11 protein-coding genes and 1 pseudogene are annotated in these 16,359 nt (G+C 68.1%); 3 read left to right on the top strand and 9 right to left on the bottom strand.

What is annotated here, in order from left to right; translation table 11 throughout:
- Positions 1 to 28: 28 nt before the first annotated feature.
- From FV229_RS08975 to FV229_RS08950, 6 genes are all read right to left on the bottom strand, one after another.
- Complete coding sequence (locus FV229_RS08975) at positions 29 to 931, bottom strand: LysR family transcriptional regulator (RefSeq protein WP_147751630.1); 903 nt, start codon at positions 929 to 931, stop codon at positions 29 to 31.
- A 58-nt stretch (positions 932 to 989) separates the two neighbouring features.
- Complete coding sequence (locus FV229_RS08970) at positions 990 to 2,645, bottom strand: OFA family MFS transporter (protein ID WP_147751629.1); 1,656 nt, start codon at positions 2,643 to 2,645, stop codon at positions 990 to 992.
- 142 nt (positions 2,646 to 2,787) lie between these two features.
- Positions 2,788 to 3,081, bottom strand: coding sequence for a formate dehydrogenase subunit delta (locus FV229_RS08965; RefSeq protein ID WP_147751628.1), 294 nt, complete (start codon positions 3,079 to 3,081; stop codon positions 2,788 to 2,790).
- 161 nt (positions 3,082 to 3,242) lie between these two features.
- Positions 3,243 to 6,098, bottom strand: coding sequence for a formate dehydrogenase subunit alpha (gene fdhF, locus FV229_RS08960; protein WP_147751627.1), 2,856 nt, complete (start codon positions 6,096 to 6,098; stop codon positions 3,243 to 3,245).
- 10 nt (positions 6,099 to 6,108) lie between these two features.
- On the bottom strand, positions 6,109 to 7,668 hold the full coding sequence (locus tag FV229_RS08955) for a formate dehydrogenase beta subunit (protein WP_147751647.1): 1,560 nt from the start codon (positions 7,666 to 7,668) through the stop codon (positions 6,109 to 6,111).
- 8 nt (positions 7,669 to 7,676) lie between these two features.
- Positions 7,677 to 8,150 carry a formate dehydrogenase subunit gamma gene (locus tag FV229_RS08950; RefSeq protein WP_147751626.1) on the bottom strand — a complete coding sequence of 158 codons (474 nt, stop codon included), beginning with the start codon at positions 8,148 to 8,150 and terminating at the stop codon, positions 7,677 to 7,679.
- Between the two features lie 451 nt (positions 8,151 to 8,601).
- On the opposite strand from FV229_RS08950, the gene FV229_RS08945 reads away from it, so the two are divergent.
- Positions 8,602 to 8,766: a hypothetical protein gene (locus tag FV229_RS08945; protein ID WP_246688112.1), complete on the top strand. Its 165-nt coding sequence runs from the start codon at positions 8,602 to 8,604 to the stop codon at positions 8,764 to 8,766.
- Positions 8,767 to 8,806: 40 nt separating this feature from the next.
- On the opposite strand, the gene FV229_RS08940 is transcribed toward FV229_RS08945, so the two are convergent.
- Together FV229_RS08940 and FV229_RS08935 are read right to left on the bottom strand one after the other, a co-directional pair.
- On the bottom strand, positions 8,807 to 9,619 hold the full coding sequence (locus FV229_RS08940; protein WP_238272063.1) for an ABC transporter permease: 813 nt from the start codon (positions 9,617 to 9,619) through the stop codon (positions 8,807 to 8,809).
- Between the two features lie 348 nt (positions 9,620 to 9,967).
- Entirely contained in the window at positions 9,968 to 10,939 is a 972-nt protein-coding gene (locus FV229_RS08935; RefSeq protein ID WP_147751623.1) for an aliphatic sulfonate ABC transporter substrate-binding protein, read from the bottom strand.
- Between the two features lie 179 nt (positions 10,940 to 11,118).
- On the opposite strand from FV229_RS08935, the gene FV229_RS08930 reads away from it, so the two are divergent.
- Both FV229_RS08930 and FV229_RS08925 read left to right on the top strand, forming a co-directional pair.
- On the top strand, positions 11,119 to 13,911 hold the full coding sequence (locus tag FV229_RS08930) for a [protein-PII] uridylyltransferase (RefSeq protein ID WP_147751622.1): 2,793 nt from the start codon (positions 11,119 to 11,121) through the stop codon (positions 13,909 to 13,911).
- 534 nt (positions 13,912 to 14,445) lie between these two features.
- The gene (locus FV229_RS08925) at positions 14,446 to 16,248 is read left to right on the top strand and encodes a hypothetical protein (protein WP_147751621.1); all 1,803 of its coding nucleotides are present in this window, start codon (positions 14,446 to 14,448) and stop codon (positions 16,246 to 16,248) included.
- On the opposite strand, the pseudogene FV229_RS08920 reads toward FV229_RS08925, so the two are convergent.
- Positions 16,226 to 16,359 (bottom strand): annotated as a pseudogene (locus tag FV229_RS08920) (IS3 family transposase); the annotation flags it as partial. The gene FV229_RS08925 and the pseudogene FV229_RS08920 sit on opposite strands and share 23 nt — an antisense overlap.

The following is a 16,359-nucleotide window of genomic DNA, read 5'->3' as shown; positions in this document are numbered from 1 at the left end:
CCCCCGACCGGGGCGGCCTTTTTCGTTTTTACGCGTCCGGTGCGTCCAGGGTCTTCGCCAGCGTCCGGGCGATGGCGACCAGCGCCGTGATCATCGGGGTGGAGGGCTCGCGCCGGGGCGCCACCAGGCCGATCGTGTGCTCCAGCTCCGGCGCGACGATCGGCACCGCGCGCACGCCGACCATCGGCCCCAGCGCGTCGGCGAGGATGGCCGGCATCACGCTCGCCCACTTGAGCGTGCGGACATGGGTCATCAGCACGATCATCGAGTTCGATTCGAGCGAGGCCGAGGGCTCGCCGCCGGCCTCGCGGATCTGCTGGTCGATGATGCGCCGGTTCTGCATGTTGGGCGTGAGCAGGCAGAGCGGCAGGCGGCCGATCTCGGCCCAGGTCACGGAGGCGCGGTCGTCGAAGGCGCCGCCCTCCGCGGTGAGCAGCCGGTAGCGCTCGCGGTAGAGCGGCACGGAGATCACCCGGCCGAGCGGCTCGTTGTCGAGGTAGGTCAGCCCGGCGTCGGCCTCCAGGTTCTCGATCAGCGAGAAGATGTCGGCCGAGGTGGTCGATTCCACCGTCAGCCGCACGTCGGGGTGCTTCTCGCGGTAGGGCGTCGTCAGGCTCGCCACCATCGGCAGCGCGGTCGGGATCGCGGCGATGCGCAGGTGCCCGGTGAGGCCCCGGCGCAGGCCCGCGACATCCTCGTGCATGGCGCGGCTGTCGGCGACGATGCGCCGGCCCCATTCGAGCACCCGCTCGCCCTCCGGGGTAAATCCCTGGAAGCGCGAGCCGCGCCGCACGAGCTGGACCCCGAAGCGGTTCTCGAGCTGCTTCACGCCCGCCGACAGGGTCTGCTGGGTCACGCCGCAGGTCTCGGCGGCGCGGCCGAAATGCTGCTCCCGCGAAAGCGCGAGCAGAAAGTCGAGCTTGTCGATCATGGCGCCCTCCCCGGCGGCGTGCCGGGAAGGCTATACCCATTCGGCCGGCCCCGCCCGCTCAGCGGAACAGGATCAGCGCCTTGGCGAGCGTCGTCCACACGCCCCAGGCGATCGGGATGCCAACGACGGCCCAGGCCGCGAGCGCCGTCGCGCTCAACCCGCCCCGGCCGATACCGAAGGAGCCCGACGGGATCGCCCCGGCCGCGCCCCGGCTGTTCAGCGCCGCCACGTCGGCGTCCGACATGAACCACTTGGGCTTGAGCGGTCTCACCAGCAGGTTGGCGACGAAGCCGAGCGCCAGCATGCCCGCGAGGATGTACATGGTGCCGTCGTAGAGGCGCGAGCCGGTGACGCCGGCGTCGACCTGCGCCTGGCGGATGTAGTTGACCACCACCGGCCCGACGATGCCCGCCGTCGACCACGCGGTGAGCAGCCGCCCGTGGATCGCGCCGACGAACTGCGTGCCGAAGATGTCGGCGAGGTAGGCCGGCACCGTGGCGAACCCGCCGCCGTACATCGACAGGATGATGCAGAACGCGAGCACGAACAGCGCCTGCGACCCGGCCGCCGCGAAGGACGGTGCGGCCGCGTAGAGCGCGATGCCCAGCGCGAAGAAGATCGCGTAGGTGGTCTTGCGCCCGAGCTTGTCCGACATCGAAGCCCAGAAGAACCGGCCACCGATGTTGAACAGCGACAGCAGCCCGACGAAGCCGGCCGCGATCGCGGCGACCTGCGCCTTCTGCCCGGCATCGAGGGCGGCGAAGCCCACGCCCGGCGCGCCGACGAGACGGCCGCCGAAGATCTCCTGCAGCATCGGCGAGGCGATGCCGATGACGCCGATGCCCGCCGAGACGTTGAGGCACAGCACCGCCCAGATCAGCCAAAACTGCGGGGTCTTGTGCGCGTCGTCGAGGTGGACCTGGCCGTTGGTGATCATCCCCGCCTTGGCCGGCGCCGGGCTCCAGCCCTCGGGCTTCCAGCCGGACGGGGGGACGCGGTAGCCGAGGGCGCCCGCCATCATGAACACGAAGTAGCCGGCGGCCATCATCAGGAAGGTCTGCCACACGCCGACCGAGGTCGGGCCCTTGAACGCGTCCATGAGCATGGCGGCCAGCGGCGAGCCGATCAGCGCGCCGCCGCCGAAGCCCATGATCGCCATGCCGGTTGCCATGCCACGCCGGTCCGGGAACCACTTGATCAAGGTCGAGACCGGGGAGATGTAGCCGAGACCGAGGCCGATGCCGCCGATCACGCCCGAGCCGAGCCACATCATCCAGAGCTGGTGGGTGAGGATGCCGAGCGCCGAGATCGCCATGCCGCCGCACCAGCAGAGCGCGGCCGCGATGCCGGCCTTGCGCGGGCCCGCCCGCTCGAGCCAGCCGCCGAACACGGCGGCGGAAGCCCCGAGGAAGACGAAGAAGAGGGTGTACATCCAGCCGAGGTCCGCCACCCGCCAATCGCAGGTGGTGGTCACCAGGGCGGTGGCCAGCGACATGTCCGGGCAGGCCTTCGACGCGGTGATGCCGATGGCGCGCGAGAGCGGCAGCCAGAACACCGAGAAGCCGTAGGCCATGCCGATGCAGAGGTGGATCGCGAGGGCCGCCGGCGGCACCAGCCAGCGGTTGAACCCGGGCTTCGCGATCGTGGCCTCGCGCGACAGCCAGGACGGCGTCCGTTCGGGCAGGAGGGTGACGTCGACCGTCCGTGCAGTCATCGCTGAGGTTTCCCCTTCAAGCGGCCCTGTTGTGCGGGCCGTCTTGCTAGGAAATCTAGATGCCGCGCTGGTCCGAGACTATCCGTGGCCTACCGCAGAATGCAAAATTCATCCTTGGGCGGGTGACAAAAGTGCAGGGCCGTCAACCGGCGTCGCTCGCACCTTCGCCGAGCTTCTGCGGGTCGCGGGTGGCGGCGCGCACCGGGCTCTCGGCCTCGGTCCGGCCCTCGCGCATCGCGCGCACCACGAGCGGGTCGACGCGCTCGCCCATGGCCGGCAGGCAGGCGGTCAGGCTCGCCACCATCTTCGGCGTCCAGAAGGCGATCACGTGGTTGTGGATGCCGGTCACCGCCTCCTCGTCCGGATAGGACCGGAAGAAGGAGGCGATCTGGTTGGCCATCCGCACCAGCTTCTCGTCGCTCGTCAGCGCGCTCATCGACAGACCTTCAAAAACCTTCTGGACACATCGCGGCCCGAACCGATCGCGGGTCCCGTCTCCCAGGGGGAGAAGGACAGGATGAGGGGCGTGACCTCTCCGGGTAGGTCACGCCCCTCATCCCAACCCTCTCCCCATGGGAGAGGGTGCGCGTCGCCTTCCTACTCCGCCGCCGCCTGCGCGATGCGGGTCAGCGAGAAGTCCTCCTCGTAGAACTTCGCCTGCCAATCCGAGGGACGGTTGGTGCGCCGCACCTGCACCGCCGTCACCTTGTACTCGGGGCAGTTGGTCGCCCAATCCGAGAAGTCGGTGGTGATGACGTTGGCACCGGTCTTGGCGTGGTGGAAGGTGGTGTAGACCACGCCCGGCTGCATCCGCTCGGTGATCTTGGCCTTGAGCGCGATGTCGCCGGACCGACTCTCCAGCGAGACCAGGTCGCCGTCGACGACGCCGCGGACCTCGGCGTCGAACGGATGGATCTCCAGCACGTCCTCCTCGTGCCAGCGCGAGTTCTCGGTGCGGCGCGTCTGCGCGCCGACGTTGTACTGCGACAGGATCCGGCCGGTGGTGAGGATGAGCGGGAACTTCGCCCCCGTGCGCTCCTCGGTGGCGACGAACTCGGTGATCATGAAGCGGCCGAGGCCCCGCACGAACCGGTCGACGTGCATCATCGGCGTGCCCATCGGCGCCTTGTCGTTGCAGGGCCACTGCACCGAGCCGAGTTCGTCGAGCTTGGCGAAGGAGACGCCGGCGAAGCTCGGGGTGAGCGAGGCGATCTCGTCCATGATCTCGGACGGGTGGCTGTAGTTCATCTCGTAGCCGAGCGCCTTGGAGAGCAGGATCGTGCCCTCCCAGTCGCCGTAGCCGCCCATCGGCGGCATCACCTTGCGCACGCGACTGATGCGGCGCTCGGCGTTGGTGAAGGTGCCGTCCTTCTCCAGGAACGAGGCACCGGGCAGGAAGACGTGGGCGTACTTGGCGGTCTCGTTCAGGAACAGGTCCTGGATGACGATGCATTCCATCGCCATCAAGCCGGACGTGACGTGGTGGGTGTCCGGGTCCGACTGGGCGATGTCCTCGCCCTGGATGTACATGCCCTTGAAGCCGCCATCGACGGCCTCGTCGAGCATGTTGGTGATGCGCAGGCCCGGCGCGTTGTCGAGCTTGGCCCCCCAGAGCGCCTCGAAGCTCTCGCGGGTGGCGTCGTCCGAGACGTGGCGGTAGCCCGGCAGCTCGTGCGGGAACGAGCCCATGTCGCACGAGCCTTGGACGTTGTTCTGGCCGCGCAGCGGGTTCACGCCGGCGCCGAGCTTGCCGATATTGCCGGTGGCCATGGCGATGTTGGCCATGCCCATCACCATGGTCGAGCCCTGGCTGTGCTCGGTGACGCCCAGCCCATAATAGATACCGGCGTTGCCGCCGGTGGCGTAGAGCCGGGCGGCGGCGCGGAGCTCGGCCGGGTCGATGCCCGTGTACTGCGCCTGCGCCTCCGGCGAGTGGCGCTCGTCGGCGATGAAGCGGGCCCAGGACTCGAACTCGGCGAGGTCGCAGCGCTCGCGCACGTAGGCCTCGTCGATCAGCCCCTCGGTGACGATCACGTGCGCCATGGAGTTGATGAAGGCGACGTTGGAGCCGGGCTTCAGCGGCAGGTGGTGCGTCGCCTTGATGTGGGGCGACTTCACCAGGTCGATCTTGCGCGGGTCGGCGACGATGAGCTTGGCGCCCTCGCGCAGGCGCCGCTTCATCCGCGAGCCGAAGACCGGGTGGCCGTCGGTCGGGTTGGCGCCGATCACCAGGATCACGTCGGACTGCTCGACCGACTTGAAGTCCTGGGTGCCGGCCGAGGTGCCGAGCGTCGACATCAGGCCGTAGCCGGTCGGCGAGTGGCAGACGCGGGCGCAGGTGTCGACGTTGTTGTTGCCGAAGGCGGCGCGCACGAGCTTCTGGACGAGGTAGGCCTCCTCGTTTGTGCAGCGCGACGAGGTGATGCCGCCGACCGAGTCCTTGCCGTAGGTCGCCTGGATGCGCTTGAACTCGGAGGCCGCGCGATCGATCGCCTCCTCCCACGACACCTCGCGCCAGGGATCCGTGATCTTCTCGCGGATCATCGGTTTTGTGATGCGGTCCTTGTGGGTGGCGTAGCCGTAGGCGAAGCGGCCCTTGACGCAGCTATGGCCCTCGTTGGCCTTGCCGCCCTTGTAGGGCACCATGCGGATGATCTTGGTGCCCTGCATCTCCGCCTTGAACGAGCAGCCGACGCCGCAATAGGCGCAGGTGGTCACCTCCGAATGCTCGGGCTGGCCGTGCTCGTGGATCGACTTCTCCTGGAGCGTCGCGGTCGGGCAGGCCTGGACGCAGGCGCCGCAGGACACGCACTCGGATTCCATGAAGTTGGTGTTGCCGGCGGCGACACGGCTGTCGAAGCCGCGGCCCTCGATGGTGAGCGCGAAGGTGCCCTGCACCTCCTCGCAGGCGCGGACGCAGCGGTTGCAGACGATGCACTTCGACGGGTCGTAGGTGAAGTACGGGTTCGACTCGTCCTTCGGCAGGTACTTTTCCGCCGTCGGCGCGACGTGGTTGTCGCCGTCGTAGCCGTAGCGCACGTCGCGCAGGCCGACGACGCCGGCCATGTCCTGCAGCTCGCAGTCGCCGTTGGCGGCGCAGGTCAGGCAGGTCAGCGGGTGATCGGAGATGTAGAGCTCCATCACGCCCTTGCGGAGCTTGGCGAGCTTGTCGGTCTGCGTCCGCACGACCATGCCGTTCTCGGCCGGCGTGGTGCAGGAGGCCGGCGTGCCGCGCCGCCCCTCGATCTCCACGAGGCAGAGGCGGCAGGAGCCGAACGGCTCCAGCGAATCCGTCGCGCACAGCTTCGGGATCTGCGTGCCGGCGTTCATCGCCGCCGCCATCACCGACGTTCCGGCCGGGACGGTGACGTCCATGCCGTCGATGCTCAGCGTCACCGTCTGATCGCTGACGCGGATCGGGGTGCCGTAGTCGATCTCTTTGATGAGGGCCATGGACGCCTCCCTATTCCGCCGCGACGGGCAGGTCGCCCGCGCGCGAAAAGTCTTCGGGGAAATGGGTGATCGCGCTCATCACGGGCATCGGCGTGAGCCCGCCCATGGCGCAAAGCGAACCGTCGGTCATGACCTCGCAGAGGTCGGCGATGACGGTGAGGTTCTTCTCCGGGCTGATCCCGGCGATGACCTTGTCCATCGTCTCGACGCCGCGGGTCGCGCCGATGCGGCACGGGGTGCACTTGCCGCAGGATTCCGTGGCGCAGAACTCGAAGGCGAAGCGGGCCTGCTTGGCCATGTCGACGGTGTCGTCGAACACGACGATGCCGCCATGGCCGACCAGGCCCTTCTTGGCCGCCATCGCCTCGTAGTCGAGGGGCGTATCGAGCAGGTGGTCGGGGAAGTAGGCCCCGAGCGGCCCGCCGACCTGTACCGCCCGCACCGGACGGCCGGAGAAGGTGCCGCCGCCGTAGCCCTCGATGACTTCGCGCAGCGTGATGCCGAAGGCGGTCTCGATCAGGCCGCCGTGCTTCACGTTGCCTCCGAGCTGGATCGGCAGGGTGCCGAGGGAGCGGCCCATGCCGTAGTCGGCGTAGGCCTTGGCGCCGTGCTCCAGGATCCAGGGCGTGGCCGTGAAGGTCATCACGTTGTTGACCAGCGTCGGCTGGCCGAGGAAGCCCTTCAGCGCCGGGATCGGGGGCTTGGCGCGGACGATGCCGCGCTTGCCCTCGAGGCTCTCCAGCAGGGAAGTCTCCTCGCCGCAGATGTAGGCGCCCGCGCCGAGCCGCACCTCGAGGTGGAAGCTCTTGCCGGAGCCCATCACGTCGTCGCCGAGCACGCCCGCCGCGATGCCGTTGGCGATCGCCTCCTTCAGCGTGGCGAAGGCCTGCGGGTATTCCGAACGCAGGTAGATGTAGCCCCGGGTCGCGCCGACCGCGACGGCGGCGATGGTCATGCCCTCGATGAGGTTGAAGGGGTCGCCCTCCATCATCATCCGGTCGGCGAAGGTGCCGGAATCGCCCTCGTCGGCGTTGCAAACCACGTATTTCTGGTGCGACTGCGCCAGCATCACCGTGTTCCACTTGATGCCGGCCGGGAAGCCGGCGCCGCCGCGGCCGCGCAGGCCGGATTCGCGGACTTCGCCGACGGTGCCCTCGGGGCCGAGCCGAAGCGCGGCCTCGAGGCCGCGATAGCCGCCATGTGCCTTGTAGTCGTCGACCGAGACCGGATCGATCACGCCGCAGCGGTGGAAGGTGAGCCGCTGCTGGCGGGCCAGGAACGGGATCTTCTCCGGGTCGCCGAGGCGCAGCGGGTGCTCGCCGCCCTCCGCGAGGCCAGCATCGAGCAGGGCGTCGATGTCGGCGGGCGTCACCGGGCCGTAGGCGACGCGGCCCTCGGGCGTCGCGACCTCGACCATCGGCTCCAGCCAGAACAGGCCGCGCGAACCGGTGCGGACGATCGACACGTCGAGGCCGCGGCGCTCGGCGCCGGAAAACAGCGCCCGGGCGACGCGGTTGGCGCCGAGGCCCAGCGCGACGGCGTCGCGGGGGACGTAGAGGGTGATGCTCATGGCCGTGCTCATGCGCGCGCCTCGCTCAGGGCCGCTTCGAGGCTGTCTGCGGTGAGCCGCGCGATCGGCTCGCCGTCGACGAGGGCCGCCGGGGCGTTCGAGCACAGGCCGAGGCAGTAGACCGGCTCGACGGTGGCGTTGCCGTCGCTGGTCGTGCCATGCCAACCCGTGCCGAGGCGCGACAGGATCTCGGCGTGGAGCCGGTCCGAGCCCATGGCCTGGCACGCCTCCGCGCGGCACAGCTTCACCTCGTGACGGCCGGCCGGGTGTGCGCGGAAGTCGTGGTAGAAGGTGATGCAGCCGTGGACCTCGGCCCGCGACAGATTGAGCGCATCCGCGATCAGCGGCACGGCGCCGGCATCGACGTAGCCGAAGGTCTCCTGCAGCGCGTGCAGGATCGGGAGGGTGGCGCCCTCCAGATGGCTGTGCTCGGCGATGATCCCGGAGGCGCGCTGGCCATCCCAGGGCTCGAAACGCGGCATGATTTCCTGCCCAGATTGTTCCTGTTCTAAGGGACGACTGGAACAGAAATGCCGATTGCATTCAATCGTGCAGATTGGTCGTTCGACAAAGGACGCCTGTCGAAACCGGCTGTCCGACCGGACGTTTCCCTATGTAGAGGCCATCCATCAAGGCATTTTCAACGCGTCCGATTTGTCATGCTGCGCTGCAACACGCCCCCTCACCTCGAAGCCATGGATGGTGCCGTGCAATAAACTACCGGTTTGCGCGGCATTCCGACGCCTGCTGGCCAATGGTGATCGATTTTCGCCTGCAACCGCGGGTGAGCACAGCGGAAATTTCTTTTCGCCCGCATGAAACCTTGGACCAAAGTCCGACTTGACAAACCCTAGGGGCAGCCGGGGGGCTGTCTGTCAGGCTTACGTCGGCGCTGGCAACAGGATGGACGGGGCGCCCAAGGTGACGGATTCCATGGTCAAGAGCGATCTCCACCCGCCGCACTCCGGCCCCGGCTCGGATCCGGTGCTCTACGGCGTGGCCGCGGGGCTGGCCGAGCTGTTCCCGCCGGTCACTGGGCACGCCCGCGCAGTCCACGACCGCGACCCGGTCGAGACGGACGAGCCCGAGCGCGACTGACGTTCTGCGCGATCGCCAAGCACGTCGCGCACTGGATCTTCTATAAGGCGTCGCGTGCCGTGTCCTGCCACCGCACCAGCGGGTTCGTCAGCGCCACCAGCAGCGCGTCGGCGAGCTTTCCCGCCACCGCGAAGGCGATGATCGCGGCCAGGATTTGCTCGGGCTTGGAGAATTGCTGCCCGTCGATCAGCAGGTAGCCAAGACCCTCGGATGCTCCCATCAGCTCCGCCGCGACCACGAACAGGAAGCCGAGGCCGAGCCCGGTGCGCAACGCCGTGACTGTGGCCGGCAGCACCGCCGGAAGCAGGATGCGCCTCACCTGCGCCGCCCGCGACAGGCGGAAGATCCGTCCCACCTCGACGAGCTTGCGATCGACCGAGGCGATGGCGCCGGCGACCCCGACATAGACCGGGAAGAACACGCCGACCGCGATCAGCGTCACCTTCGGCGTCTCGAGGATGCCGAACCACAGGATGAACAGCGGCACCCAGGCGAGCGAAGGCACCGCGCGCAACGCCTGCAGGCTCGGATCGACGAGCCGCCGCAGGGTCGGAAGGGTCGCGGTGAGCGCGCCCACGACGATCCCCGCCACCGCCCCGAGCGCGAAGCCGAGGCCGACGCGAACCAACGTCGCCGAGACGTGCATCCACAGGTCGCCGGAGCGGGCGAGGTCCCACAACGTCGCCGCGATCCGGCTCGGCGGCGGCAGCAGGCGCCCCTGCGCCAGGCCGGCCCGCACGGCCGCCTCCCAGCCGAGAGCCAGGATCAGCGGAAGCAACAGGCCGAGGCCCGCCCAGCCGAAGCGCGACGCGCGCCCGGCCCGTGGGGCGACGACAGGTGCAACGTTCGCCATGGGGGCGGCCGCGGGTCCGGTCATCGGGCGTCGAACTCGGGAAGGTGGAACATCGGGCCGTCGCGGGCTGGAGGGTCGGCGGCTCTATAGCACCGCCTGGGCCTCAGCGCCCCGCCTCGGCCACGACCGAATTGCGTGCGATCGGATGCAAGGGTTCGTTCGGCGTTGGACGAGGCGCTGGTCCCCTCTCCCAAGGGGAGAGGGACAGGGTGAGGGGCATGATCTCTCCGGATGGGGCACGCCCCTCATCCCACCCTTCTCCCCCTGGGAGAAGGAGCCTCGACGTGGTTCGTGGCCCAATCCAAACCGCCGAAACGCGCATCGGGGCGGCCCCGATGCGGCTTGCGCCTACCGCGCCGCCGTCGGGTTGAAGGCCGTGTCGATCAGTCCGTCGACCGCCGCCGGGACGTCGGTGCCAGCGGGGATGATGCCGGCCTGCTGCAGGGCGAGTCCGGCCGCGCGGATCGAGTCCGCCTGGGCCTTGCCGAGCGCGGGCTCGGAGAGGTCGGTGCGCGCGACCTGGCGGGCGATCACCGGCTCGGGCAGCTTGGTCGCGGAGATCAAAGCCGCCTTCAGCGCGTCGGGGTTCTGGATCGAGAACAGCCGCGCCCGCTCGTAGGCGGCGATCACCGTGCGGACGAGCTCCGGGTTCTCCTTCGCGAACGCCTCGCGTACGTCGAGCAGGCCCCAGGTGTTGGCGCTGGCGTCGCGGAAGAACAGCACGTCGTCGTTCTCGATCTCGGCCGCAGCCATCATCGGGTCGAGGCCGGCCCAGGCGTCGACGTCGCCGCGGTCGAGCGCCGTGCGGCCGTCGGCGTGCTGGAGCAGGACGAGCTTGGCGTCGCGCTCGGTCAGGCCCGCGCCCTGAAGCGCGCGGATCAGGAAGATGTGCGGGTCGGTGCCGCGGGTGACGGCGATGCGCTTGCCCTTGAGGTCGGCGACCCGCGCGATGCCGCTGTCCTTGCGGGTGACGAGCGCCGTCCATTCCGGCCGCGAGAAGGCGTAGACCGCCTTGATCGGGTTGCCGTTGATGCGTGCCACCAGGGCGGCGGCGCCTGCCGACGAGCCGAAGTCGATCGCGCCGGCATTCAGAAATTCCAGCGCCTTGTTGGAGCCGAGCGACTGGACCCACCGCACGGTGATGCCCTTCGGCTTCAGCGCCTCCTCCAAGAACCCCTTGTCCTTCAGCACGAGGCCGACCGGGTTGTAGGTCGCCCAGTCGAGGCGCACCTCCTTCAACTCGGCGGCGCGGGCCGCCAGCGAGAGGGCGGGCAGGGCGAGCGCGAGGGCACCGAGGAGCGCGCGGCGGGCGAGGCGCATGAAAAGGTCCTTTTCGGATCGGGCGTTCGATCCGAGCTAGGCAGCTTCGTTCTTTATGTCAAACGATTGATCCGCCTCAAAGGACGGCCTGGTCTCTGCTTCCACGCCGAAGTGCCGGTGTCGGTGGTGCCATGGCGCGCCACGCTGGCAGCACCAGCAGTTCATGCTAACGGGTACCCATGTTCGACGCCGTCGCCGCCCTCGACAAGGTTCTGGACGCCCTGGACCGCGAGGCCCGTGAGCCGACGAAGCTCCGCGCCGTGCTGGTGCCGGAGCTGAAGCGCGTGATCGAGGCCGGCCACGCGGCCGCCGAGGCGCAGCTGCTGAAGGACCGCGACGGCATGCGTTGCGCCCGCACGCTGTCGAGCCTCACCGACGCGGTGGTGCGCGCGATCCACGACGCGGTGGTCTGGCGGCTCTACCCGAACGACAACCCCTCCACCGGCGAGCAGCTCGCGGTGGTGGCCACCGGCGGCTACGGCCGGGGCACGATGGCGCCGGGCTCGGACATCGATCTGCTGTTCCTGCTGCCCTACAAGCAGACCGCGTGGTCGGAGAGCGTCGTCGAGGCGATGCTCTACGTGCTGTGGGACCTGAAATTGAAGGTCGGCCACGCCACCCGCTCGGTCGAGGAGTGCCTGCGCGAGGCGAAGGCGGACATGACGATCCGCACGGCGCTCCTGGAGGCGCGCTACCTGTTCGGCTCGCGGGTGCTGTTCGAGGAGCTGGTGACGCGCTTCGACGCCGAGTTGGTGATGGGCACCGCCCACGAGTTCGTCGAGGCGAAGCTGCGCGAGCGCGACGGCCGCATCACGAAGGCGGGCTCGTCGCGCTATCTCGTCGAGCCCAACGTCAAGGACGGCAAGGGGGGTTTGCGCGACCTCAACACCCTGTTCTGGATCGCCAAGTACACCTACCGGGTGCGCGACCAGGTGGAGCTCGTGGCCGCCGGCCTGTTCACGGCGGAGGAGTACCGCCTGTTCGAGCGCTGCGACGAGTTCCTGTGGCGGGTGCGTTGCCACCTGCACTTCGTCACGCGGCGCTCGGAGGAGCGGCTGTCCTTCGGGCTGCAACCGAAGATCGCCGAGCGGCTCGGCTTCGGGCCGCGCGGCGGCCTGTCGGGCGTCGAGCGCTTCATGAAGGCCTACTTCCTGATTGCCAAGGACGTCGGCGACCTCACCGCCATCGTCTGCGCCGAGCTCGAGGCGCGCCACGCCAAGCGCACGCCGGTGCTCGACCGCTGGATCGGCAAGTTCCGCGACCGGTTCCGCGCCACCGCGATCGAGGCGGAGGATTTCTGGCTCGATCACGGCCGGGTCAACGTGCGCGCCGAGGACGCGTTCGAGCGCGACCCGGTGAACCTCCTGCGGCTGTTCTGGCTCGCCGACCGGCACAACCTCGCGATCCACCCGGACGCCAAGCGGCTGGCCAACCGCTCCTTACGCCTGATCGGCCACGCACTGCGCGCCGACGAGGAGGCCAACCGGCTCTTCCTCGAGATCCTGACCTCGCGGAACTCGCCGGAATCGGTGCTGCGGCAGATGAACGAGGCCGGGGTGCTCGGCCGCTTCATCCCGGATTTCGGGCGGATCGTGGCGATGATGCAGTTCAACATGTACCACCACTTCACGGTGGACGAGCACCTGCTGCGCGCGCTCGGCGTGCTGGCCGCGATCGATTCCGGCCGCGGGGACGAGCCGTTCCCCCTGGTCTCGCGGCTGGTCGGCGCGATCCACAACCGCCGCGCGCTCTACGTGGCGATCCTGCTCCACGACATCGCCAAGGGCCGGCCCGAGGACCACTCCATCGCCGGCGCGGCGATCGCGGAGAAGCTGTGCCCGCGCTTCGGCCTGACCCAGGCCGAGACCGAGACGGTGGCCTGGCTCGTCGAGCACCACCTGCTGATGTCGATGACCGCCCAGAGCCGCGACCTCTCGGACCCGAAGACCATCGAGAAGTTCGCAGCCGTGGTGCAGACGCTGGAGCGCCTGCGCCTGCTGACGATCCTGACGGTGGCCGACATCACCGCCGTCGGCCCCGGCGTCTGGACCGCGTGGAAGGGCACGCTGATCCGCACCCTCTACGACGAGACCGAGGTGGTGCTCTCGGGCGGGCACTCCGAGATCGCCCGCACCGACCGGGTCCGCCTGATCCAGATGTCCCTGCGCGAGCAGCTGCCCGACTGGTCGTCGGACACGTTCGACGCCTACGCCGCGCGCCACACCCAGGCCTACTGGCTGAAGGTCGACGGGGTGCGCCAGTTCAAGAACGCCGGCTTCATCCGCCAGGCGACCGAGGCCGGCCGCACCAGCGCCACCGACGTCGAGACCGATCCGGTCCGCGGCGTCACCGAGCTGACGGTGTATTCCCCCGACCACCCGCGGCTGCTGGCCATCGTCACGGGGGCCTGCGCGGCGTCCGGCGGCAACATCGTCGACGCCCAGGCCTACACCACGAGCGACGGCTTCGCCCTCGATTCGATCTTCATCTCCCGCGCCTTCGAGCGCGACGAGGACGAAATGCGCCGCGGCCGGCGCATCACCGCCTCGATCGAGCGCTCGCTCAAGGGCGAGATCAAGATCGCCGAGCTGGTGGCCGACAAGCACCCGCCCTCCACCGGCCGGGCCAAGACCTTCCTGGTCCCGCCGGACGTGGCGATCGACAACGCGCTGTCGAGCCGCGAGACCGTGGTCGAGGTCACCGGCCTCGACCGGCCGGGCCTGCTCTACGAGTTGACCACGGCGCTGAACCGCCTGAACCTCAACATCACCTCGGCGCACGTGGCCACCTTCGGCGAGCGGGCGGTGGACGTGTTCTACGTGACCGACCTCACCGGCACCCGCGTCACCCAGCCCGACCGCCAGGCGGCGATCCGCGGCGCGGTGATGGAGGTTTTTGCCGGAGACGTGGCGGCGATGAAGGCGGAAGGCCTGGAAGCCCTGGTCGCCGCCCCGCCGCCGCGGGAGGCGTGAGGGCCACGCCGTGTTCCGATGTGGGACGGCCGCGCCACCCGCCTCCCGCCAAACCCGGCGGATCGCTTCGCGATGCGGCGATCGGCGACGCGGATACCGGCTTCGCACGGCCGCCGTGCGGGCCGGCCGGCACGCGGCCTCCACGGAGAGTCACAGCGTGTCAGTGCAAATGACACACACTTCCACACGCAATGACACACCCACTCTCACATCAACTTCGATATCCAATCTCATGAGTCAGACCGTGTGAAGGTCCGGCGGACAGCCGCCGCCCGGCCGTCGCGGGGGCCGGCTCGCGATGGGTGGCCCTCGACGCGATTCGGGATCGGTCCACCCAGGCGATGGTGATCGGCGCGTCGATCCCCGGCCTGTCAGGGATAGGACACACGTGGGCCACCGGGCTGCGGCCCAACGTCGTCGGACAGCTTTCTGGCCGCGCCACGCAAAATCGGATCTTGAGCCAGTGTCGCGGCCTCTGCGATACTGACGGTCCCTAAAAGTGAGGCGAAGACGCCGCGATCTCTGGTTGCATTAATGCCCGAAAATCTCAGTGATTACGTCTCCATTGAGCGCACCTTCCGCGACCTATCCGACGCAGATATAACCGACATCGAGAAAGCCTCGGCGCTGGTGAGATTTGGTTGGGGCGGTGGCGTCGCTTGGGAGGAGGTTCTGCGCTCCCCGCGTGTGCTGCTCATTTCTGAGGCCGGCGCCGGCAAAACCCGCGAGTGCCAAGCACAAAGGGACCGACTCCTTGCGTTAGGCGAGCCCGCGTTCTTCTTCGACCTTGCGACGCTGGCGACAGCTCCTCTCCGAGATACATTCCTTCCCGAAGAGGAAAGCCGATTTGATGCGTGGCTTGCCGCACAGTCCGATTCCGCGACCTTCTTCCTTGATTCAATCGACGAGTTGAAGCTCACGCTAGGCAACTTCGAGCTGGCACTTAAGCGGTTCGCCAGAGCGCTTGCTGGCCAGTTGGGTCGCGCCCGCATCGTCGTCACCACCCGTCCCATCCCCTTCGATCGCGCCTTGATCGAGAGGCACCTGCCCATCCCGGTGCCGGCGGAAGTCGCGCCGACGGCAGAGGCTTTTGCCGATATGGCGATGGAGCGAGACGGCAGGGCGAAGAAGGGCGACCATCCGGAGGACTTCAGAGGATGGCGCAATGTTGGGCTGATGCCACTGTCGTTCGAACAACGGCGTCTCTTCGTCATCGGACAGGGAATTTTGGATGCAGATGCATTGCTTCATGACATCCGGACCCGCGACGCTGAAGAGTTCGCAGAGCGGCCACAGGATTTGATCGAGCTTTGCGCCGATTGGCGAGATCACCACCGAATCCGATCGCATCGCGACCAAGTCGGATCAAATATCGCGACCAAGCTTAAACCGCGGACTGACCGCAAAGAAAGGGCAGAGCTCACGCAGGAAACTGCAATTGAAGGCGCGAGCCGGCTCGCTCTCGCTGCCATGCTTACACGAAGGCTGACGCTACGCCACAGCGCCGAATCCGATCACGTCCCAGCCAGCGAACCAGCGCTCGATGTGTCCAAGGTCCTTCTCGACTGGCACGCGGCTGCACAGTCCACGCTGTTGGAACGTCCTCTCTTCGGCTTCGCGAGTTACGGCCGCGTTCGATTTCATCATCGATCAGTAGTGGAGTTCCTTGCCGCAAGGCGGCTCGACACGCTGCTTGGGCGTGGTGCTCCGATCAAGGCGGTGAAGCGCCTCCTCTTTTCCGAGACCGCGCAAGGTGTGAGGGTGGTAAGACCATCAATGCGACCGGTCGCAGCTTGGCTAGGATCGTGGCACGCTACGATCTTCGACGATCTCCTTCGGCTTGACCCAGCGGTGGTTCTGAATCACGGCGACCCTCAATCGCTATCAGTCGCTCAGCGTATTCGGTCGCTCGAAGCCTACGTCGACCGGCATGGGACCGGCAGCTGGCGTGGGCTGGAAACCCCGTCGATTCAGATGCACCGCTTCGTAGCCAAAGAGCTTGCCGGCGCTGTTATACGTCTGTGGCATCAAGGAATTGAAAATAGTGAGGTGCGTGATTTGTTGTTAAGGCTGATCGCGACCGGTCAGTTAGATGAATGCTCAGATATTGCTTATGCCACGGCCATGGATAGCGCGTCACCGTACCAGGAGCGTAGGTCAGCGATCCGCGCGCTTATTCGCCTTGGCGACGTTCGACTAAAAGCGCTTTCAGCCTCGATCGAAAATGATGCGTCGCGCTGGCCGCCGGCGGTGGCACGCAGTGCAATAGTGAACCTTTTCTGGCCTGCCCCCATTCGGTGGCCCAGGTTCGAAGTTAGTGCATTGTCGGTCGCGTGACGATGGCGGAGTGGGCGACCGGCGCTGAACCGCTGGGTTCAGGTGGCCATATGACAACCTGTGGCGCAGGCGGCTGGTAGCCGAGTGACGAGTGCGGCCGGATGGTGTTGT

It is taken from the genome of Methylobacterium sp. WL120 (assembly GCF_008039465.1).
GTDB lineage: Bacteria > Pseudomonadota > Alphaproteobacteria > Rhizobiales > Beijerinckiaceae > Methylobacterium > Methylobacterium cerastii.
The sequence above is the reverse complement of the archived record's forward strand: the minus strand, read 5'-3'. Positions and strand labels throughout refer to the sequence as shown.

Coding starts and splice junctions, on each gene's coding strand:
- FV229_RS08975 (WP_147751630.1), bottom strand. CDS start 931: ATGATCGACAAGCTCGACTTTCTGCTCGCGCTTTCGCGGGAGCAGCAT.
- FV229_RS08950 (WP_147751626.1), bottom strand. CDS start 8,150: ATGCCGCGTTTCGAGCCCTGGGATGGCCAGCGCGCCTCCGGGATCATC.
- FV229_RS08935 (WP_147751623.1), bottom strand. CDS start 10,939: ATGCGCCTCGCCCGCCGCGCGCTCCTCGGTGCCCTCGCGCTCGCCCTG.
- fdhF (WP_147751627.1), bottom strand. CDS start 6,098: ATGGCCCTCATCAAAGAGATCGACTACGGCACCCCGATCCGCGTCAGC.
- FV229_RS08965 (WP_147751628.1), bottom strand. CDS start 3,081: ATGAGCGCGCTGACGAGCGACGAGAAGCTGGTGCGGATGGCCAACCAG.
- FV229_RS08940 (WP_238272063.1), bottom strand. CDS start 9,619: ATGGCGAACGTTGCACCTGTCGTCGCCCCACGGGCCGGGCGCGCGTCG.
- FV229_RS08945 (WP_246688112.1), top strand. CDS start 8,602: ATGGTCAAGAGCGATCTCCACCCGCCGCACTCCGGCCCCGGCTCGGAT.
- FV229_RS08955 (WP_147751647.1), bottom strand. CDS start 7,668: ATGAGCATCACCCTCTACGTCCCCCGCGACGCCGTCGCGCTGGGCCTC.
- FV229_RS08970 (WP_147751629.1), bottom strand. CDS start 2,645: ATGACTGCACGGACGGTCGACGTCACCCTCCTGCCCGAACGGACGCCG.
- FV229_RS08930 (WP_147751622.1), top strand. CDS start 11,119: ATGTTCGACGCCGTCGCCGCCCTCGACAAGGTTCTGGACGCCCTGGAC.
- FV229_RS08925 (WP_147751621.1), top strand. CDS start 14,446: ATGCCCGAAAATCTCAGTGATTACGTCTCCATTGAGCGCACCTTCCGC.